Source organism: Agromyces albus (assembly GCF_004134825.1).
GTDB classification, from domain to species: domain Bacteria; phylum Actinomycetota; class Actinomycetes; order Actinomycetales; family Microbacteriaceae; genus Agromyces; species Agromyces albus.
This window is the reverse complement of record NZ_SDPN01000034.1, coordinates 1-18,430: the sequence shown is the minus strand read 5'-3', so window position 1 is coordinate 18,430 and position 18,430 is coordinate 1. Positions and strand designations below refer to the sequence as shown.

Annotated in this window: 19 protein-coding genes and 1 pseudogene; 17 read left to right on the top strand and 3 right to left on the bottom strand. The window is 68.2% G+C overall.

All coding sequences use genetic code 11. From position 1 onward, the window contains the following. Window positions 1-106: 106 nt before the first annotated feature. The 8 genes from ESP51_RS15260 (at window position 107) to ESP51_RS15225 (ending at window position 8,427) form a co-directional block, all read left to right on the top strand. A complete protein-coding gene (locus tag ESP51_RS15260) occupies window positions 107-799 on the top strand; it encodes a nucleoside/nucleotide kinase family protein (RefSeq protein WP_129521750.1) in 693 nt (230 codons plus the stop codon). A gap of 106 nt (window positions 800-905) precedes the next feature. Then, complete coding sequence (locus ESP51_RS15255; protein WP_129521749.1) at window positions 906-1,697, top strand: ZIP family metal transporter; 792 nt, start codon at window positions 906-908, stop codon at window positions 1,695-1,697. Window positions 1,698-1,881: 184 nt separating this feature from the next. Continuing rightward, window positions 1,882-3,204: an ABC transporter substrate-binding protein gene (locus ESP51_RS15250; RefSeq protein ID WP_129521748.1), complete on the top strand. Its 1,323-nt coding sequence runs from the start codon at window positions 1,882-1,884 to the stop codon at window positions 3,202-3,204. Window positions 3,205-3,429: 225 nt separating this feature from the next. Continuing rightward, window positions 3,430-4,284, top strand: coding sequence for a carbohydrate ABC transporter permease (locus ESP51_RS15245; protein WP_129521776.1), 855 nt, complete (start codon window positions 3,430-3,432; stop codon window positions 4,282-4,284). After that, a complete protein-coding gene (locus ESP51_RS15240; RefSeq protein WP_129521747.1) occupies window positions 4,281-5,117 on the top strand; it encodes a carbohydrate ABC transporter permease in 837 nt (278 codons plus the stop codon). Before ESP51_RS15245 ends, ESP51_RS15240 begins: the two co-directional genes overlap by 4 nt. 3 nt (window positions 5,118-5,120) lie before the next feature. Beyond that, the gene (locus ESP51_RS15235; protein ID WP_129521746.1) at window positions 5,121-6,464 is read left to right on the top strand and encodes a NosD domain-containing protein; all 1,344 of its coding nucleotides are present in this window, start codon (window positions 5,121-5,123) and stop codon (window positions 6,462-6,464) included. A gap of 79 nt (window positions 6,465-6,543) precedes the next feature. Further along, window positions 6,544-7,596: a LacI family DNA-binding transcriptional regulator gene (locus tag ESP51_RS15230; protein WP_129521745.1), complete on the top strand. Its 1,053-nt coding sequence runs from the start codon at window positions 6,544-6,546 to the stop codon at window positions 7,594-7,596. Window positions 7,597-7,620: 24 nt separating this feature from the next. Beyond that, on the top strand, window positions 7,621-8,427 hold the full coding sequence (locus tag ESP51_RS15225) for an MOSC domain-containing protein (protein ID WP_129521744.1): 807 nt from the start codon (window positions 7,621-7,623) through the stop codon (window positions 8,425-8,427). A 91-nt stretch (window positions 8,428-8,518) separates the two neighbouring features. On the opposite strand, the gene ESP51_RS15220 is transcribed toward ESP51_RS15225, so the two are convergent. Beyond that, entirely contained in the window at window positions 8,519-10,171 is a 1,653-nt protein-coding gene (locus ESP51_RS15220) for a glycoside hydrolase family 68 protein (protein WP_241843194.1), read from the bottom strand. A gap of 320 nt (window positions 10,172-10,491) precedes the next feature. On the opposite strand from ESP51_RS15220, the gene ESP51_RS15215 reads away from it, so the two are divergent. Further along, the gene (locus tag ESP51_RS15215; RefSeq protein ID WP_129521742.1) at window positions 10,492-11,370 is read left to right on the top strand and encodes a choice-of-anchor L domain-containing protein; all 879 of its coding nucleotides are present in this window, start codon (window positions 10,492-10,494) and stop codon (window positions 11,368-11,370) included. A 107-nt stretch (window positions 11,371-11,477) separates the two neighbouring features. On the opposite strand, the gene ESP51_RS15210 is transcribed toward ESP51_RS15215, so the two are convergent. Then, on the bottom strand, window positions 11,478-11,687 hold the full coding sequence (locus ESP51_RS15210; protein ID WP_129521741.1) for a hypothetical protein: 210 nt from the start codon (window positions 11,685-11,687) through the stop codon (window positions 11,478-11,480). After that, on the bottom strand, window positions 11,687-12,199 hold the full coding sequence (locus ESP51_RS15205) for a DoxX family protein (RefSeq protein WP_129521740.1): 513 nt from the start codon (window positions 12,197-12,199) through the stop codon (window positions 11,687-11,689). The genes ESP51_RS15210 and ESP51_RS15205 overlap by 1 nt, the downstream gene beginning before the upstream one ends. 202 nt (window positions 12,200-12,401) lie before the next feature. Here ESP51_RS15205 and ESP51_RS15200 point away from each other — a divergent pair, with 202 nt between their 5' ends. The 8 genes and pseudogenes from ESP51_RS15200 to ESP51_RS15165 all read left to right on the top strand — a co-directional run. Further along, window positions 12,402-12,839, top strand: coding sequence for a hypothetical protein (locus tag ESP51_RS15200; protein WP_129521739.1), 438 nt, complete (start codon window positions 12,402-12,404; stop codon window positions 12,837-12,839). A 206-nt stretch (window positions 12,840-13,045) separates the two neighbouring features. Next, window positions 13,046-13,579 (top strand): NADPH-dependent FMN reductase, encoded by a 534-nt coding sequence (locus ESP51_RS15195; RefSeq protein WP_129521738.1) that lies wholly within the window; start codon window positions 13,046-13,048, stop codon window positions 13,577-13,579. Continuing rightward, a complete protein-coding gene (locus ESP51_RS15190; RefSeq protein ID WP_129521737.1) occupies window positions 13,576-14,055 on the top strand; it encodes a flavin reductase family protein in 480 nt (159 codons plus the stop codon). The genes ESP51_RS15195 and ESP51_RS15190 overlap by 4 nt, the downstream gene beginning before the upstream one ends. Window positions 14,056-14,057: 2 nt before the next feature. Further along, window positions 14,058-14,945 carry an ABC transporter ATP-binding protein gene (locus ESP51_RS15185; RefSeq protein WP_129521775.1) on the top strand — a complete coding sequence of 296 codons (888 nt, stop codon included), beginning with the start codon at window positions 14,058-14,060 and terminating at the stop codon, window positions 14,943-14,945. A gap of 8 nt (window positions 14,946-14,953) precedes the next feature. Further along, window positions 14,954-15,862 (top strand): ABC transporter permease, encoded by a 909-nt coding sequence (locus tag ESP51_RS15180; RefSeq protein ID WP_241843193.1) that lies wholly within the window; start codon window positions 14,954-14,956, stop codon window positions 15,860-15,862. 102 nt (window positions 15,863-15,964) lie between these two features. After that, window positions 15,965-17,077, top strand: coding sequence for an ABC transporter substrate-binding protein (locus ESP51_RS15175; RefSeq protein WP_129521736.1), 1,113 nt, complete (start codon window positions 15,965-15,967; stop codon window positions 17,075-17,077). 64 nt (window positions 17,078-17,141) lie between these two features. Continuing rightward, the gene (locus ESP51_RS15170) at window positions 17,142-18,239 is read left to right on the top strand and encodes an LLM class flavin-dependent oxidoreductase (protein WP_241843192.1); all 1,098 of its coding nucleotides are present in this window, start codon (window positions 17,142-17,144) and stop codon (window positions 18,237-18,239) included. Then, window positions 18,236-18,430: pseudogene (locus ESP51_RS15165) on the top strand (cysteine hydrolase family protein); the annotation flags it as partial. The gene ESP51_RS15170 and the pseudogene ESP51_RS15165, both read left to right, overlap by 4 nt.

Genomic DNA, 18,430 nt, shown 5'->3' with positions numbered 1-18,430 from the left:
AGAACAGGATCGCGTCGACCGGCAGGGCTAGAGAGCTCGGCGTCTGGTCCGAGCAGTGGCGCCGCGGCTCCGGCGGCCTTTGCCCGAGGTGCGTCATGCTGGTGGTATGCCAGCGAGCGACCCGCCTCCGACCCGTGACGCGCTCGAGGTGCTCGCCCGCCGGGCCAGGCGGCTGAGCCGCGAGGCATCCGGTGCTCGCATTCTCATCGGCATCACCGGGAGCCCAGGCGCTGGCAAGACCACGCTGGCGCACGCGCTCGTGGCCCAGCTGAACGGCGGCGCGGCCGAGCAGCCGGCGGTGTTCCTGCCCATGGACGGGTTCCACCTCGCGAACGCGACCCTCGACCGGCTTGACCTGCGGCACCGCAAGGGAGCGATCGAGACGTTCGACGGATGGGGCTTCGTCGAACTGCTCGAACGCGTGCGCCGCGACACCGATCACACCGTCTACGCGCCGGCCTTCGAGCGTCACGTCGACGAGCCCGTCGCGGGGGAGATCGCGATCGAGCCGTCGGCACGCATCGTGGTCGTCGAGGGCAACTACCTGCTGAGTGACGTCGAGCCGTGGTCGCGCGTGCGCGAGCTGCTCGACGAGTCGTGGTTCTGCGACACCCACGACGACGAGCGGATGCATCGCCTCGTGCGCCGGCACACCGAGCACGGCCGCTCCCCCGAGGCGGCGCGAGACTGGGCGATCGAGGTCGATGGGGCGAACGCGCGCCGCATCGCGCCGGCGCGGGAGCGCGCCGACCTCGTGGTGTCGGGCGACACGTGGGAGGCGATCGCCGAGCGGGCCTAGGCGCTGGCGGGCGTAGACGCGGGCGAGCGTAGCGCCACCCCCTTGCCGCCCCACCGGGCCAATGCCAGCATGGGTGCGTCATCGCACACTTGAGGGGAAATGCCCGATGGGGACGGTCCTGCTCTTCGGCGCCCTGGCGTCGAGCGCCCTCATCATCGGGGCGGCCATCGGGGTGCGGTTCGAGCTCCCGAAGCGGCTGCTCGCGATGCTCCTCGCCTTCGCGGCCGGCGCGCTGATCACCGCGCTGACCTTCGAGCTCTTCGAGGACTCGTATGAGCGCGGCGGGATCTGGCTCGCCGGGATCGGCCTGTTCGTCGGCGCCCTCGTGTTCACCCTGCTGAGCGCGTTCCTCGACCGGTGGGCGCAACGTCGATCCCGTCCGAAGTCCGCCGATGAGTACCGGGGGAGCGTCAAACTCGACACGGATGCCGCCGCGGCCGAGCGACCCGCGACCGCGGCATCCGTTCGGGGTGCAGCGGGCGTGGCGCTGCTGGCGGCGGTCACCCTCGACGGCGTACCCGAGAATCTCGCGTTGGGCATCTCCGTGCAGGAGGGGACCGGCGGCATCGCGCTGCTCGCCGCCATCTTCGCCTCCAACCTGCCAGAGGCATTGGTGGGCGCGGCGTCCATGCGCGAACAGCGCTTGCCACGGCTTCAGATCATCGGTCTCTGGAGCGCATCTGCGGTGCTCGTCACCGCCGCGGCGGTCATCGGCGCGGGCCCGCTCTCCGGCAGCGACCCCGAAATCGTCTCGCTGCCGCTGGCATTCGCGTCCGGCGCCGTGATCGCGTCGCTCGCGGACACGCTGATGCCCGAGGCCTACGAACACGGGGGTCCGGCCGTGGCGCTCAGCACCGCGGCGGGATTTGTGCTGTCGTTCACGCTCTCGCTCGCCTGAGTCCGGGCTCGCGGTGGCCGGCGTGGGCCGGCATCGTGCCAAAACGGCGCCCGGAGATTTTGGCAACGCGAGAGGTCTTGACGCGCTGACAACGATGTCATAGCTTGTCGCCAAGACGTTTTGCCAAATCGTCTTGGCACCGCACCCTCAAGTCCTGCACAGACAACTCGAACGGAGTGAAGTAATGAAGCTTCGCACTCGCCCCCGGTTCCCCAGCCGGCGCGCACGCGTCGGAATCGCCGCCGCGACCACGCTCATCACCGCCATCGCCCTCACCGGGTGCGGCGTCGGCGGCGGAGACGCAACTGCTGATGCCGACACCCTCACGGTCGTCGTCGAAGGCGGCGGCAAGGCCGAACTGCAGCCCATCGCCGACCTCTACAAGGAGGAGACCGGCACCACGGTCAAGCTCGTCGAGCTGCCCTATGCCGGCCTCTACGACCGCATCTCGACCGAGCTCTCGAGCGGCAGCCCCACGTTCGACGTCGCCGCACTCGACGCGATCTGGCTGAGCGCCTTCGCCGACGGGCTCGCCCCGCTCGACGACCTCTACACCGACGACGTGAAAGACGACCTCTTCGGCGGACTCGTCACCGAAGCCCAGGTGAACGAGAGCTTCATCGGCATGCCCGTGTGGACGAACTCCGAGATCCTCTTCTACCGCACCGACCTCTTCGAAGACGCCACGAACAAGGCCGACTTCGAGGCGAAGTTCGGCTACCCGCTCGCCGCCCCCACCGACTGGGAGCAGTACCACGACATCGCCGAGTTCTTCACGCGCGATACCGACGGCGATGGCCAGACCGACCTGTACGGCACGGATGTCAAGGGTGCCGTCGAAACCGAATGGCTCGCCACGGTGTCGCAAGCCGGTGAAGAGCACATGGTGCTCGATGCAGAGAGCGGCGACGTGACGATCGCAAGTGCGGAGCACCTCGAGGCACTCGACTACTACACGAGCCTGCTCCCGTATGCGCCATCCGGAGCCTCGCAGCTCGACTGGGCTGGTTCGCAGAACCTCTTCTACCAGGGCAACCTCGCCATGATGCGGTTCTGGGGCCACGCCTACCGCGCCACGCCCGATGACTCGGTCGTGAAGGACTCGATCGGCGTCGCACCGATGATCGCCGGTCCCGCCGGCATCGGCGGAGTGCCCGGCGCCTGGTACCTCTCGGTGCCGACCGCCGGCGCGAAGCAGGAGGCGGCGAAGGAGTTCGTGCAGTTCGCCTACGAGCACAACGACCTCTCGGCCGACACCTCGCTCGGTCTCGTGGCACGCAAGTCGGCGTTCGAGGCGAAGAGCGGCGAGGCGGGCTTCGAGAACTACCCGGCACTGCTCGACACCCTGAACGCGCCGCAGACCCTGCCGCGCCCGGCCACTCCCGAGTGGCAGGAGATCGTCGACTCGGTGCTCGTGCCGATGCTGCAGAAGGCCGTCGAGCCGGGGGCAGAGAATGCCGCCCTGCTCGAAGAGGCCAAGTCGCAGATCGAAGCGATCGTCCAGTAGTCCGCCGTCGCCACCGGCAACCCACCACCGGCAAGCGCACCTCACCACTGGCAAGGACACATCGTGGAAAGCACCACCAAGCAGTCCCCGACCGGGGCGGTCGACCAGACCGCCCCGGGCGGGCCGGCCCGGCCGAGCGAACGCCGGCTCGCGGCATCCGCTCGAGGCCCAGGGCGGCCACGCACTCGTCGCCACCTCAGCGACCGGGCCTTCGCCCTGTTGCTCATGGCACCGGCCGGCCTGTTCCTCGCCGGCTTCGTGCTGTGGCCGCTCGTGCGCTTCATCGCCGACAGCTTCTTCGAGATCTCGCCGATCGCGGGCGGCCCCCGCATCTTCGTCGGGTTCGCGAACTACGCGGCGGCGTTCGCGTCGGAGGCGTTCCAGAACGCGTCGGTGCGCACCGTCGTGTACACACTCATCGTGGTCGCCCTCGAGTTCACGCTCGGACTCGCGGTCGCCCTGCTCTTCTCCGCCCTCGGGAGCCGGTCGAGCGTGTTCCGCACGATCTTCATGTACCCGCTCATGATCGCGCCGATCGTCGCGGGCCTGCTCTGGCGGTTCCTGCTCATCGACAACTTCGGCATCGTGAACGAGCTGCTGTTCCGCGCCGGCCTCCTGCAGAGCCCCGACCAGGTCCACTGGCTCTCCGACCCGAGCATCGCCCTGTTCTCGGTCGCGATTCCCGACATCTGGCTCACGACCTCGTTCATCACGCTCGTGCTGTTCGCGGGCCTGCAGAACATCCCGGGCGATGTGATCGAAGCGGCCCGCATCGACGGGGCGCGGTATCCGCGACTGCTCTTCAGCGTCATCATCCCGCTGCTTCGGCCGGTGATCGCTGTCGCCCTCATCGTGCGCGGCATCGACGCGGCGCGAGCATTCGACATCATCCTCATCCAGACGGATGGCGGCCCACAGGGGAGCACCACGACATTGAGCCTCTTGATCTACCGCACCATGACCCGCTTCGGCGAGCCCGGCCTCGCGAGCGCGATGGGCACCGTGTACCTCATCGTCATGCTCGCCGTGGCCATCGCCGCGATCGCGCTCATCTGGCGCCCGGGAGGTTCGGCGAAATGAACGGTCTCGAAACGCGCGGCAAGACCCGCATCGTGCTGTGGGCGCTGCTCGCGGCGGCACTCATCCTCTACGGCTTCCCCTTCATCTACCTGCTGCTCACGTCGTTCAAGACACCGCTCGAGGCGATCTCGGTTCCGCCCGAGGTGCTGCCCACGCAGTGGACGCTCGAGAATTACGTCTCGGCGCTCAGCCGCGAGGGCGTTCCCGCGGCACTCGTCAACAGCGTGGTCACGGCGGTGATCAGCACGGCGCTCTCGCTCGTGCTCGCGGTTCCGGCCGCGTATGCGATCACGAGGTTCCGCACCCCGAGCGGTCGCGTCTTCATCGTCGCCGCACTCGTGACGCGCATGGTGCCCACGATCGCCGTCGGCGCCCCGCTCGTCGAGATCATGCGGAACCTCGGCATCACCGACACATCCTTCGGCCTCGCCCTCGCGCACACCACGATCTCGCTGCCGTTGTCGATCTGGCTCATGGCGAGCTTCTTCGAGGCGGTGCCCGACGAGCTCGACGAAGCAGCGAAGGTCGACGGATGCTCCAGGCTGCAGGCGCTCTGGCGCGTCGTGATCCCCGTGGTCACCGGGGGCGTCGCCGTCACGGCGATCTTCGCCTTCCTCGCGTCGTGGAACGAGTTCCTCTTCGCGCTGCTGCTCACCTCGGTGCGCGCGCAGACGACGCCGATCGTCATCGCGAACTTCCAGAGCCAGTTCGGGCTCGATTGGGGCGGCATGACGGCGCTCGCCGCGGTGTACTCGATCCCCGTCATCCTGCTCACCCTCTTCCTGCAACGTCACATCGTCGCCGGGCTCACGCTCGGCGCGGTCAAGGGCTGAGCCATGCCGAGCGTCAACTCCTACGACGTGACGACGTGGCCCGTCGGCGATGCGGCCGAGGACATCGGCGAGGTCATCAACAGCATCATCGCCGACATCAAGGCGCGACAGACGGCCACAGATGAGCACCATGGCGGCAAGCCCGGCGCGGTGATCCACATACCGCCAGGCGACTACCACCTTCGTACGCAAGTGGTGATCGACGTCAGCTTCCTCAGGATCGAGGGCTCGGGACACGGCTTCACCTCGTCGAGCATCCGGTTCAACGTCCCTGAAGACGAGTGGCCCGATCTGCACGAGCTGTGGCCAGGGGGCAGCCGTGTTGTCGTGGACCTCCCCATCGCCGGCGAGGTGGACGAGTCCACGGGCGCCGCCTTCTTCATCGAGCGAAGCGGGAGCCCACGGATCAGCTCGGTCGAGTTCGCGAACTTCTGCATCGACGGGATGCGCTTCGACGGCGACGGCTCGGAGCTCCATCCGGCGAACACCTACGTCAACGGCAAGACGGGCATTTACGTCGGCAGCTCCAACGACTCGTTCCGCATCACCGGCATGGGGTTCGTGTTCCTCGAGCACGCGCTGACGATCTACAACGCCGACGCGCTTTCCGTCCACGACAACTTCATCGCCGAATGCGGGAGCTGCATCGAGCTGCGCGGGTGGGGACAGGCGTCGAAGATCACCGACAACCTGATCGGAGCCGGCTTCAAGGGACACTCGATCTACGCCGAGCACCACGGCGGGCTGCTGGTCACCGCCAACAACGTGTTCCCCCGTGGCGCGAGCAGTGTCCATCTCAACGGCGTCACGCGTTCGAGTATCACGGGCAACCGTCTGCACTCGTTCTACCCGGGCATGGTGGTGCTCGCGGCGAACAGCTCGGAGAACCTCGTGGCCACGAACCACTTCCTACGCGACCAGGAGCCGTGGACCCCGTTCCTCGGCGTCGGGAACGGACTCGACGACCTCTTCGGACTCCTCCGCATCGACGGCAGCAACAATTCCGTGATCGGCAACCACTTCTCCGAGGTGGTCGACGCGGAGACCATCCGTCCGGCCGGCGCGACCCCCGTCATCATCCGACTCGTGGCGGGAGGCGGCAACTACATCTCCAGCAACCACGTCGTCGCGATGGACGTGCGAACCACGTCGAGCGACTCCTGCTTCTCAGCCCAGGTGGACGCCTTGCTGACGACCGAGGCTTCGGACAGCCTCGCCGTCACGGCCGTCGAGGTTGACTCCGATTCAGCGCGGAACACGATCCTGGACTCCGGAACCGAGGCCGAAGTCGTCGTCGACCGGGCTGCGAACGCGTTCAGGGCCACCCCTGCGATCGCCGCCGGGTAGGCAATCGCGACGCGGCGGGCGCGGTGTCGGGTGCGGAGTGGTACGAAGGTGAGACGGTGAGATGAGAAACGGGAGACGGATGCCGCGCGAGCAGGTCGGGATACGCGATGTCGCGGCTGCGGCGGGCGTGTCGGTGACGACCGTCTCCCACGTGCTCAACGACACTCCGCACACGCGTACGAGCGAACACACCAAGGCGCGGGTGCGCGCCGCGGCCGCGGAGCTCGGCTACCAGCCGAACCGCCTCGCCCGCGGACTGCGCACTCGTGCCTCCGGGATGGTGGGCCTGCTCACCGAGGAGATCGCGACCACTCCGCACGCCGGTCGCATCATCCTCGGCGCGCAGGAGGAGGCGAGTCGCCGGGGCCTCACGCTCGCGATCATCAACTCGCGTCTGAACACCGATCCCGAGGTCGAGACGCCGGAGGTGCAGGCGTTCATCGACCGGCAGGCCGACGGCATCATCTACGCGACCGTCTACCACGACGAGGTCGTGACGCCCGATGAGCTGCACGTGGTGCCGGCCGTACTCATCGGTGCGCGGGACCGCGAGGGAGAGATCCCGTCGGTGATGCCCGATGAGCGCGGCGGCGCGGCATCCGTCGTCGACCTGCTCGTGCGGAAGGGACACCGACGCATCGCCTTCGCGGCGACGTCGGTCGACGTGCCCGCCACGCGCGGTCGCCTGCAGGGCTACCGAGACGGCATGCTCGCGGCGGGGCTCGACCCCGACGAGTTCGTCGTCGAGGCGGTCTCCGAGGCGAGCGGCGGGTACGAGGCGACGATAGGCCTGCTCGACCACGGCCGTGACCCGGCCACCAGGCCGACCGCGGTCTTCTGCTACAACGACCGCATGGCGATGGGCGCCTACCGCGCCGCCGCCGAACTCGGGCTCCAGGTGCCGGCGGATGTCTCGATCGTCGGCTTCGACGACCAGGATCCCATTGCCGAGAGCCTGTTTCCGGCGCTCACCACCGTCGCCCTGCCGCACTACGAGATGGGGGCGTGGGCGGTGCGCACGGTCGCGTCGCTCATCGAGGGGCGCGACGAGGTCGGGCTGCTCGGGGCGCATCCGGTGCTGCTCGACTGCCCGATCGTCGAGCGGGCGTCGGTGGCGCCGCCGCGGGCCTGAGCTCGGCGCGGGTACTGTAGCGGAATGCGTGTCACGCGGATCCGGCTTCATCCGGTGAAGTCGTTCGCCGGCTACGACGTCGCCTCGGCGAAGGTTCAGCCATGGGGGCTCGAGGGCGATCGGCGCTGGGCGGTGGTCGATCCCGCCGGGCAGCCGGTGACGGCTCGCGAGCACAACGGCCTGCTGGGCCTGACGGCGGAGGCGCTCGCCGACGGCGGCGTGCTACTCGCCGACCCGCGCGTCGGAGGCGACCCGTTACGGGTCGATCCGCCCACCGACGCGTCGCCCATTCCGGTCGGCCACTCGCGCCAGGGCACCGCCCTCCCGGCAGGCGATGAGGCCGACGACTGGCTGACCGCGCAGCTCGGCAGGCCCGTACGACTCGTGTGGCAGCCCGACCCGCGTCTTCGCACCGTGAATCCCGGCAACGGCGGACTTCCCGATGATCGGATGTCGCTCGCCGACGCCGCTCCGCTCCTCCTCGCGAGCGAGGCCTCCCTCGCCCAGCTCGACGAGTGGGTCGACGACGAGGCGGCCCCGCTCGACATGCTGCGGTTCCGGCCGAACGTCGTGATCGACGGCGACGAGCCCTTCGCCGAAGACGCGTGGCCGTTCGTCGATCTCGGCGACGTGCGCTTCAGGGTTTCGGGAGTCTGCGACCGCTGCGTGATGACGACGATCGACCCAGTGACGCTCGCGCGTGGCAAGGAGCCGATCCGTACCCTCGCGAAGCACCGCCGCTGGGACGGCAAGACCTGGTTCGGCATCTGGCTCGTGCCGCAGGGGCCGGGAGCCGTGCAGGTCGGCGACGCCGTGCGGCCGGGTTCCTAGAGCACGGCCGGGCGAGAACGGCGCTGACGTCAACGCGTCGGCGGATGCCCCGGGCACGCGGCCCGGGGCATCCGCTTCGATCCGCGTTCGTCTACGGGATCGGTCGCGGATCGGGCGTGTCCGGCACCGGCCACACCGTGTTCGCCGGGATGTCGGCGTACGCCCCGAGTCCGTTGTCGCCGTACTCCCGATCGACGGTGACGTCGTCACCGTCGATGTTCACGCGAACGGTCGGCGCGAGGGTTCCGCCGCGGCGGAAGTCCTCGGATGTGCCGATCGTGTCGATGAACGACTGCACCAGCCCATCGGGCATGACGTAGTGCGAGTACGCCTGGAACTGTCCCGGGTGCTGGTTGAAGTCGGGCGCGAACGGGAACCCGACGGCGAAGTTCAGGTTCGACGGACTGCCGAGGGCGAGTCCCGACCCACGGTTCACCGGTTGGAAGTCGCTTCGGACGCCGTCGCCGACGAACCCGTACACGCCTTCAGGACCGTCGATGCCGGGCGCGAAGGTGCTCCGGTGGCTGATCGTGAAGATGTAGTACTTGCCGTCCTTGATGTAGATCTGCGGCCGCTCGGTCTGATCGGTCACACAGTTCGCCGAGAGGATGGGTGGCAGGAAGTGCCACTCGGTCAGGGCCTTGTTGTCCGCGACCGCGAGGCCGACGTTGCCCATACGCAGGTTCGCGTCGGCTGGGATCTCGGGCGGGCCGCCCGGAACCCCCTCTCCCACCGGCACCTCGCCGAGCGGATTCTCGCCCTGCAGGTCCTCCGGCCTGTAGCCGAGGTCCTCCGCGGTGCACTCCACCTGGTCGCGAACTCCGCCCGTGTTCCCCTCGAAGACCATGAACGTCTTTCCTGGATGCGCCGGGTCTTCGAAGGTGAACGGGTCGCGGAAGTTCACGAACGGATTCTGGTCCTTCGTCTGGTAGTACGTGCCATCAGGCACGAGCAGCTCGTGCTGATCGCGGAACCCCGTCATCCACACGCCGTTCTCGTCGGCGAAGATGCGCCCCTCGCTCTGCACGATGCGCGGGTCGGCCGGCTTGATGTCCTGCCCTGCCGCGTCCCGGTAGAACGCCACGGCGGTGTAGAAGATCCGGAGCTTGTTGCCGTCGAAGATCCGGGTCGAGCCCGACCACTCCGTCTGGTGGCTGAACGACTGGTCCTCGAAGATCGCGCCGGATGCGCCATCCGGGAAGACGAGGCCGCCATACGTCCAGCCGCCGTTCTCCGGCCGTTCCTCTGCCGGGATGCCGGCCTTGCGGAAGAAGTACCCGAGGCGGGCGTACGTGTGCCGGTCGTCGAACCCGAGGTTGCGATCGGCGACGAGGGAGAAGATGACCTCCCAGCCCTTGAAGCTCGGCTGGTCGGCGTTGCCCTCGGTGAGGGTCCAGGTATCCCACACCCAGACCTGGCCATTCGACATGTCGGGGAAGTCCTGCGGGATCGTCGGCATGGTGAACTCCTCCGGCATGGAGTTCTCGCGCGACGGCGCGGTGGGATCCGACATGGCCTTCAGCTGCCTGGCATCGGCTCTCGTCCACCTCGAGGTGAAGTCGTCCTCGGGATCGTAGGCCTGCTGGGTGTGATCGGTCGGCGCCGGGTATCCGGGCACGGCCGGGATCGGCTCTTCTTCTGCTGCTGCGGGCGCGGATGCCGCGGTGAACGCGGTTGCCACGAGCGCGGCCGCAACGATGACGCCGACGAGTCCGCGTCGTCGCGGTGTTCTGTGTGTAGTCACGATGTCAGCTTTCGATCGAGTTGTTGATGATCGATCGCTCTGTGACGTGGTACCCCCCACGCGCATCTTTCAGGCGGCCCGCCGACAATGTCAAGTCAAAGGAGGCCAATTGACCACTTCTTTGTTGAGCTTTCGTCATCGTTCCCCGCCGTTCCGGGGATCTCCAGCCGCCATTTCGCGGTGTCCGCAAGAAAGAGGACTTGACCCCCGGTCGGGGGGCGATAGCTTGACTTCACGATCTCTCTGAGGTGACGAGTTCCCCCCGGATCTCAACCGCATGCGGACATCCGAACGGATGCCCGCTCATCATTTGGAGAGTCATGAGAACCCATATCGTCCCGACGAGGCGACGAGGCGCACTGCGTCCGCTCGTTCTCGCGGTGGCCGCCGCATCCCTCATCGGGGTCGCCCTCGGCGCCACCATCCCCGCCGGCGCCGCCCCCGAAGAAGAGGGCTCGGGCTCGGTGCAGACCCTGCGCGAGACCGATGCCGACAAACTCGCCAAGACACTGGCGGGGCATGGCGTCAAGGTGAGCGACGCCTCATTCGCCGGCACCGATGTGCAGGGCGGCCTGTTCACGTCGAAGGCGTTCGGAAAGGAGCTCAAAGCTGGCGTCGCGCTCTCGTCGGGAAGCCTCATCGTCGCCGATCCACAAGCCGACTCCGACGTCGACTTCACCGACTCGGCGCTGCTCGGCCCCAACTCGAGCCTCACCACCACGGGAGACTTCGGTGGCGCCGGCGACGAGGACCTGACGTCGCTCGCCGGAGCCACGAGCTACGACGCCGCCGTGCTCACGTTCACCGCAGTGCCGAAGTTTTCGAAGCTGCAACTGGCGTACGCGTTCGGCAGTGAGGAATATGCCAACTGGAGCGCGCAGGGCTACAACGACGCCGTAGGAATCTGGGTCGACGGCGAGCTGTGCTCGGCGGTTCCTGGCACTGCGGATGCCGCGGGGCTCGCGTCGATCAACGCCACGACGAACTCGGAGTACTACGTCGCGAACTTCACCGAGGAGGGTCCGAGTACCCAGTTCGACACCGAGCTGAACGCCTTCACGACGCCGCTCACCTGCTCGGCCGACGTCGAGGCGCGTCAACCGGTGACGATCAAGATCGCGGTCGCCGACACCCGCGACGGGCATCTCGACTCCGCGCTGTTGGTGCTGGCGAAATCGCTCGTCTCGACGAGGCGGTAGCGCGACATCCCTCGCGTGAGTGGAGCCTGCGTGGCGCGAATCGACCTTCCGCCCCGAGCGAAGGTCGATTCGCGTCACTTCGCGATGAGCATCGGCGCGCTGGTCGGTCAGGAGCCGGAGCCCGGCCCCGCCTCGGTTGCCTCGTCGTCGCGGTTGGCGGCCGCCTCGGGGTCTTCCTCGGGCTCGAACGTCGTCGGCTCACCGGCACCCACGCCCACGCCGTCGGGCTCGTTGGGAATCGTGCCCTCGCTGCCGAGCCCGCCCGGCTTCTGGCGCGGTTCGCTGGTGGTGCCGTCAGTGCCCTCGGTGTCGCTCATCATGCTCCTTCCGTCCCTGCCACGATTGCACGCGACCGCGTGGCGAGGCGCGGGCTTGACACGCGGGCCGCGTGCACGTGAGAGACGACGACGGCCAGCAATGCGGCGAGGAAGACGATCTGGATCAGCGTTCGCGGCAGCAGGTAGTCGGCAGTCGTCGAGGCGATGCCCTCGAGGGCGGCGTAGACGTTCGCGGGGAACATCGCGACGAGCATGAGCGCCAGAGCGCCGGCGGCGAGGGGCGCGGTTCGCCGCACCAGCAGCCCAGCAGCGCCGAGGAGCTCGAGAACACCGGTCACGGTGATGACGAGCTCTGGTGCCGGCACCCACGGGGGAACCATCTCGATCAGCTCGCCACGCATCCCGACGAAGTGCGAGACACCGGTCAGCACGAACATCGCGGCGAGTCCACCCCGCAGCGGAACGGTCCACGGTCGGAGCCAGCGCACGCCCGCCGCACCGATGAGGAGGAGAGCGCCGGTGACGGCCAGGAGGGCGATGAGCGGTTCCATGGTTGTACTCCGTTCGAAGAGGCGGCGGCCAGGTGGTGACGTATTGGATAGTTAAACTATCCAGTAATGGATAGTATCACTATCTAATACGGCGCTGGCAGGGAGCGCGAGTGTGGTTTCGATACGCGGCGGGCTTGGCCGGCGTTACTCGACCACCGACCGGAAACCGGGGCGAAACAGAAGGTTTCGTAGGCTGTCGCCCATGACGGGACTCACGCGCGGCATCGAGCTCGAACGGGCCAGCCATCGCGTCGTCGACGGCAGCGTCGAGGGCGAGATGCTCGCCGCGCTCGGGCGCACGGTCGGCGCCGAGCTGGCACCGGCCACGATCATGGTCGATGGCGCTACGCGATTCGAGGTCGAGGGCGCGGATGCCGCGGGCACCGTCTTCGTGCAGTTCGTCGCCAACCAGGGCGAGTTCAAGTCGGCGCATCGCAACCGCGTGAGCGCCAACCTGTTCAAGCTCGCGTGGCTCAAAGGCTCGCTCTTCCCCGACGCGCGCATCATGCTGTGCGTGAGCGGCACCGCCGCGCAGGCCTTCACCCAGACGGGCTGGGCCACCATCGCCGCCCGCGACCTCGGCATCGACGTCGTGGTCTACGGCAACGCCGCGATCACTCCGCTCTTCGCCGGCGAGTAAGTCGATCGCCACAGGGTTCAGAGCTGGAGCGTCCAGAGTTGCGTCCAGAGCCGCAGAGTTCACAGACGTGAAACATCGACGCACGGCCCGCGAAACACCCGACGCGTAACTTCGAGGCAGATGGACCTCCGCGGTGCACATCACCTTCGTGATTCGCTCCGCATGCTCTCCACTTTTCGCACATCGGATTGAGTCGTGGAGGCTCCATGCATTCGCTCGTCGTACTCTCGGGCAACCCGAGAACCCCGTCCAAGACCTCAGCGACCGCTCTTGCGCTCGCCGAGGCCATCACCGCCCGTGTCGCAGCACCGCTCCAGGTCGACGTCATCGAACTCGCCGAACTCGGCCCTGCAGTGCTCGAACCCGGCCGAGCGGATGTCGCAGCTGCACAGGCTCGCGTCGCGAGCTCCGATCTCCTCATCGTCGCCACGCCGGTCTACAAGGGGTCGTATACGGGACTCCTGAAGGCGTTCCTCGACGGCTACGGGCCAACGTCGCTCGCCGGAGTCGCCGCCATCCCGCTCGTGATCGCCGCCTCGCCGGCCCACACGACGCTCGCGGCCGAGATCCACTTGCGTCCGCTCCTGCATGAGGTCGGCGCCGAGACCCCGTTCGGCGCCCTCGCGCTGCTCGATGGCACGGTGGCCGACGCATCCGCTCGCGACGAGCTCCTTGCCGAGTGGGTCGACGCGCGCATCGCGCTCTTCGGCGCCGTCACCGCCGAGGAGGTGCGCGCATGACCGTGCTCGAAACCACGCCCAACCCGCTGCGCCGCGCGCTCGGCCACATGGCGACCTCGGTCACGCTCGTCACGACGACGCACGACGGCCGCAACTACGGGTTCACCGCCAACAGCTTCACCGCGGTGTCGAGCGAGCCGCCGCTCGTGACGGTCTTCCTCGCCGAATCGGCCGACTGCTACGGTGCCTTCGCCGCGGCCGAGGAGGTCGCCGTCAACATCCTCGCCGACGGCCAGGGCGGGATCGCCCGCCAGTTCGCCACCAAGGGCATCGACAAGTTCGCGGGCGTCGAGCTCGACGCCGATCAGCCTCGAGTTCCTGCCGTGAGCGGAGCGATGGCGACCATCTTCGGCCGCGTCGAACTGCGGCAGACCGCAGGAGACCACCTCATGCTGCTCATCGCCGTCGACCACGTCGTGCACAGCAATCGCGAACCGCTCGTCTACCACAACCGCGAATTCAGAAAGCTGGTGTGAGCATGGGCTCCAAGACCACGAGCAGCACAACAGGCCCCGCCACCCCGGCGACGGGCGACGAAACCACCACCACCGCCATCCGCATCGCGGGCGCCAGCAAGGTCTACGGCTCGGGGCAGAACGCTCTCGTCGCCCTCGACGGCGTCGACCTGACGATCGCTCCTGGCCGGTTCGTCAGCGTCATCGGCCCATCAGGATGCGGCAAGTCGACGCTGCTGCGGATGATCGCGAACCTCGAGCGACCCGACGCCGGCGAGGTCGAGATCTTCGGCGCATCCCCCGACGCCGCGTGCGAGGCGAAGCTCATCGGCTTCGTGCCCCAGTCGCCGGCGCTGCTGCCGTGGCTCAACGTGCTGCAGAACGTGACCCTGCCGCACCGGGTCAACAGGGCGGCTGAGCGTAAACGGTCGCGTGCGGCATCCGCTTCCCCTCGCAGCGTGCCCGACCTCGAGCAGCTGCTCGACGACGTCGGCCTGAAGGACGCGATGCACAAGCTCCCAGCCGAGCTCTCGGGCGGCATGCAGCAGCGCACCGCCATCGTGCGGGCGCTCGGGCTGCAACCCGAGGTGCTCCTCATGGACGAGCCCTTCTCGGCGCTCGACGAGTTCACCCGCGAGGCGCTGCAGGAGCAGCTCCTCGACCTGTGGGACGAGATCGCCACGACCGTCGTCTTCGTCACCCACTCGGTCACCGAGGCGGTGCGACTCTCGGACACCGTCGTGGTGATGGCGCCGCGACCCGGCCGCATCGTCGACGTCGTCGACATCGACCTTCCCCGCCCGCGCAGCGCTGAGCTCCTCAAGACCCCCGAGTTCCATCACTTCGAAGACCTCATCCGCGATCGCCTGCAGGCTGCCTGGCGCTCGCCCGAACTGCCGAACGCGGCGTAGGAGCCACGATGATGACCGCACTCGACACCTTCCGCCGCGCCACCGCCACCACGACCCCCGCCACCGCCCTGGCCTCAGACGGCACCGCTCCGACCGCTGCGATTGCGAGCCCAGCGGATGCCGCGACGCCTCGCCCTCGGCGCCTGCCCACTGTGCTGCGACCCAGTCGATGGCTGCCCCTCACGGTGACCCTCGTCGCGCTCGGGTTGCTCTGGCAGCTCGGCGCCGAGACGATGCCCTACCTGCTTCCGCCGCTCGCTGACATCGGCGAGACGCTCGCCGGCAATCCCGGCTTCTACCTCGCCAACGCGTGGGTCACCCTGCAGGAGTCCCTGCTCGGGCTCGCGATCGCGTTCGTCGCCTCGTCGATCCTCGCCATCGCGATCAGCGAGGTGCCCATGGTGAAGCGCGCGGTCATGCCGATCGCGGTCGTGCTCAACGTCACACCGCTCGTCGCGATCGCGCCGGCGCTCGTCGTGGCGTTCGGCTTCGGCCCCGAGCCGAAGCTCATCGTGACCGCGATCATCTGCTTCTTCCCGATCCTCATCAACGTCTCGGTCGGCCTGCGATCCGTGCCGGCCGCCGTGCTGCAGTTCTACCGAACGATCAAGGCCTCGCGACTCGAGCTGCTCTGGAACATCCGCATCCCGAACGCGCTGCCCTACCTCTTCGCGGCGCTGAAGATCGTCTTCCCGCTGTCGATCGTCGGCGCGGTCGTCGCCGAGATGTTCGCCCCCGGGGCATCCGAGGGCCTCGGCACCACCATCAGCCTCGCGAGCTCGAACAACAAGCTTCCCGTGATCTACGCGTCGATCTTCATTCTCGCGCTCATGGGATCGGCGCTCCTCGGCCTCGTCACCGCGGTCGAGCGACGCGTGCTCCATTGGCACGACACCCACTCCGGCGAGCAGAAGTAGCCGCCGCTTCCCTCCCGGACCCACCCTCCCGGCTACCCCCTTGCCCGGAGACCAGCAAAGACCCCGAGCACGACTTACAGCACCCCACCTGAAGGAGACGACATGGCCCCCCGCACCGTCCTGAACTCCACGATCACCACAGCCGGCGTCGCCGCAACCGCCGCACTGCTCGTCGCGCTCACCGGCTGCGCGAGCGTCGGCGACGCGGCCGAGCCCGAGGCATCCGTCGGCTCGGCCATCTCGGCCGAGCGATGCGCCGAGAACGAGGCTGCCGGTACCGTCACCTACCTGACCGGTTACCAATACCAGGCGTCTGCCTCGATCCTCGAGGTGCTCGCGGCCGAAGAGCTCGGCTACTTCGATGCCCTCTGCATCGACCTCGAGATCCAGCCCGGCACGGGCGATACGAGCCAGAACGTCCAGCTCGTCGCGAGCGACCAGGTGCAGTTCACCGCCGTCGCTCAGCAGAACCTGATCCTCGCGCAGGATTCCGGCATCGACATGGTCGGCATCTCCTCGTACTCGAACGTCGGGCTCGAGGTGCTCATGACCGAGCCCGACATCACGAATCTCACCGAGCTCGACGGCACGATCCTCGGACACAAGGGCGAGCTCCCTGCGAGCGTGCAGGCGATGCTCGACAACGCCGGGGTCGACCTCGCAGGCATCCAGCAGGTCGTCGTCGGCTACGACCCGAGCGTGCTGCCCCGCCACCAGGTCGATTCGCTCACTGGGTTCATCTCGAACGAGCCGAACCTGCTCAAGGCCACGGGCGACAAGGTCAAGGTGTGGCGTCCGTACGACTACGAAGTGCCGGGATCGCTCGGCGCGCTCGCCGCGAACACCGGGTTCGCCGCCGAGCACCCGACGGTCGTCGAGGACTTCCTCCGCGCCACGCTCCGCGGGTTCGGCTACTGCGAGGAGATGCCCGAGGAGTGCGTCGGCTATGCCGCCGAACTCTCGGGAGAGGGCTATGACCTCGAACACAACGTGAAGGTCTGGAACACCGAGGTCGGCATCATCCGCAAGAGCCAGCCCAAGGGCGGCAACCTCGGTGCCATCGACCCGGCGAACGTCGAGGCGCTCGTCGAGATGCTCGACACGTACTCGCTGCTCGAGAACGAGCTCAGTCCCGAAGAAGCGCTCGGCTACTTCGACACCGCGTACGTCGACGCGATCTACGCCGACGGGCGCCTCGTGTGGCCCGCGCCGTGACCGGAATGCACTCGCGGATGCCGCTCGCTGCGGCATCCGCCCCCACCGCAATGAGAGGGAACGGATGATGCAGCACAAGGACTACGGCGTCTTCCTGCCGAACGCGGCAGGCGGATGGATGATCTCGTCGACCGCGCCCTACCCGCCGGCGAGTTACGACTACAACAAGCAGGTCGCACAGCTCGCCGAGGGCATCGGGCTCGACTTCATCATGGCCATGGCGAAGTGGCGCGGCTTCGGCGGCGCCACCGACCACTGGGGCGAGACGCTCGAGTCGATGACCATGATGGCGGGCCTCGCCGAGGCCACCGAGCGCGTGAAGATCTGGGCGACGGTGCACGCGAACATGCAGAACCCCGCGTTCGCGGCGAAGGTGTTCACGACGCTGCAGCAGATCAGCGACGGCCGCGCGGGCATGAACATCGTGAACGGGGCGTATGCCGACGAGTTCATCCAGATGGGCATCTGGGATGCCGAGATGAGCCACGCCGCCCGCTACCGCATGACCGAGGAGTGGACGCAAGCCGTGCTGCGGCTGTGGTCGGAGCCGTCGGTGACCATGAACGGCGAGTTCTTCACGCTCACCGACTGCGAGTCGCGGCCACACCCCGACCCGCGCCCGACGATCATCAGCGCCGGCCGGTCGGAGCCGGGCCGCGCGTTCCAGGCGAAGTACGCCGACGGCGCGTTCCTCGGCGCCGAGACGCTCGACGAGATGCGCGACCTCTCTCGCGACGTGCACGAGCGCGCCGCCTCCGAGGGCCGCGAGGTGCGCACGTATTCGATGCTCACGATCGTGCAGGGCGAGACGGATGCCGCAGCCGAAGCGCTCGCGATCCGCTACGGCGAGGGCATCGACCGCGAGGCGCTCGGCAACATGCGCCGCTCCTGGGGCTGGGATCCCGCGCGAGCCCTCTCATGGGCTCAAGGCGCGAAGGGCGAGGAGGCGTTCCAGACGCCCTACGTCACGGGCTCGGCCGACACGGTCACCGAGCGCGTGCTCTCGATCCTCGAGACTGCGGAGCTCGATGGGCTCATGCTGATCTTCCCCGACTACCTCGAGGGGCTGCAGTCGTTCGGTGAGAGCGTGTTGCCGGCACTTCGGGCCGTGGAACTCGCGGACTCGACGGAGCTGGCGGACTCGACCGAGCTCGTCACATGACCGGCCTGCGCGAACGTCAGCTCGGCGGGCTCTCGGCCGACGGCGCCGCCCTGCTCGTAGTCGACGTGCAGCGGTCGTTCGGCGACCCGGCGATGCTCGAACCGTACGGGCTCGCGCCCGACGCGGCGGCCGCCGTCGCGGCTGCGGTCGAGCGCTGCGGCGAGCTCGTGCAGTCGGCGCGCGCGGCCGGC

Excerpts from the sequence above, each read along its gene's own strand:
- ESP51_RS15260 (WP_129521750.1), top strand. The coding sequence starts at position 107 with ATGCCAGCGAGCGACCCGCCTCCGACCCGTGACGCGCTCGAGGTGCTC.
- ESP51_RS15255 (WP_129521749.1), top strand. The coding sequence starts at position 906 with ATGGGGACGGTCCTGCTCTTCGGCGCCCTGGCGTCGAGCGCCCTCATC.
- ESP51_RS15250 (WP_129521748.1), top strand. The coding sequence starts at position 1,882 with ATGAAGCTTCGCACTCGCCCCCGGTTCCCCAGCCGGCGCGCACGCGTC.
- ESP51_RS15245 (WP_129521776.1), top strand. The coding sequence starts at position 3,430 with ATGGCACCGGCCGGCCTGTTCCTCGCCGGCTTCGTGCTGTGGCCGCTC.
- ESP51_RS15240 (WP_129521747.1), top strand. The coding sequence starts at position 4,281 with ATGAACGGTCTCGAAACGCGCGGCAAGACCCGCATCGTGCTGTGGGCG.
- ESP51_RS15235 (WP_129521746.1), top strand. The coding sequence starts at position 5,121 with ATGCCGAGCGTCAACTCCTACGACGTGACGACGTGGCCCGTCGGCGAT.
- ESP51_RS15230 (WP_129521745.1), top strand. The coding sequence starts at position 6,544 with ATGCCGCGCGAGCAGGTCGGGATACGCGATGTCGCGGCTGCGGCGGGC.
- ESP51_RS15225 (WP_129521744.1), top strand. The coding sequence starts at position 7,621 with ATGCGTGTCACGCGGATCCGGCTTCATCCGGTGAAGTCGTTCGCCGGC.
- ESP51_RS15215 (WP_129521742.1), top strand. The coding sequence starts at position 10,492 with ATGAGAACCCATATCGTCCCGACGAGGCGACGAGGCGCACTGCGTCCG.
- ESP51_RS15210 (WP_129521741.1), bottom strand. The coding sequence starts at position 11,687 with ATGAGCGACACCGAGGGCACTGACGGCACCACCAGCGAACCGCGCCAG.
- ESP51_RS15205 (WP_129521740.1), bottom strand. The coding sequence starts at position 12,199 with ATGGAACCGCTCATCGCCCTCCTGGCCGTCACCGGCGCTCTCCTCCTC.
- ESP51_RS15200 (WP_129521739.1), top strand. The coding sequence starts at position 12,402 with ATGACGGGACTCACGCGCGGCATCGAGCTCGAACGGGCCAGCCATCGC.
- ESP51_RS15195 (WP_129521738.1), top strand. The coding sequence starts at position 13,046 with ATGCATTCGCTCGTCGTACTCTCGGGCAACCCGAGAACCCCGTCCAAG.
- ESP51_RS15190 (WP_129521737.1), top strand. The coding sequence starts at position 13,576 with ATGACCGTGCTCGAAACCACGCCCAACCCGCTGCGCCGCGCGCTCGGC.
- ESP51_RS15185 (WP_129521775.1), top strand. The coding sequence starts at position 14,058 with ATGGGCTCCAAGACCACGAGCAGCACAACAGGCCCCGCCACCCCGGCG.
- ESP51_RS15180 (WP_241843193.1), top strand. The coding sequence starts at position 14,954 with ATGATGACCGCACTCGACACCTTCCGCCGCGCCACCGCCACCACGACC.
- ESP51_RS15175 (WP_129521736.1), top strand. The coding sequence starts at position 15,965 with ATGGCCCCCCGCACCGTCCTGAACTCCACGATCACCACAGCCGGCGTC.
- ESP51_RS15170 (WP_241843192.1), top strand. The coding sequence starts at position 17,142 with ATGATGCAGCACAAGGACTACGGCGTCTTCCTGCCGAACGCGGCAGGC.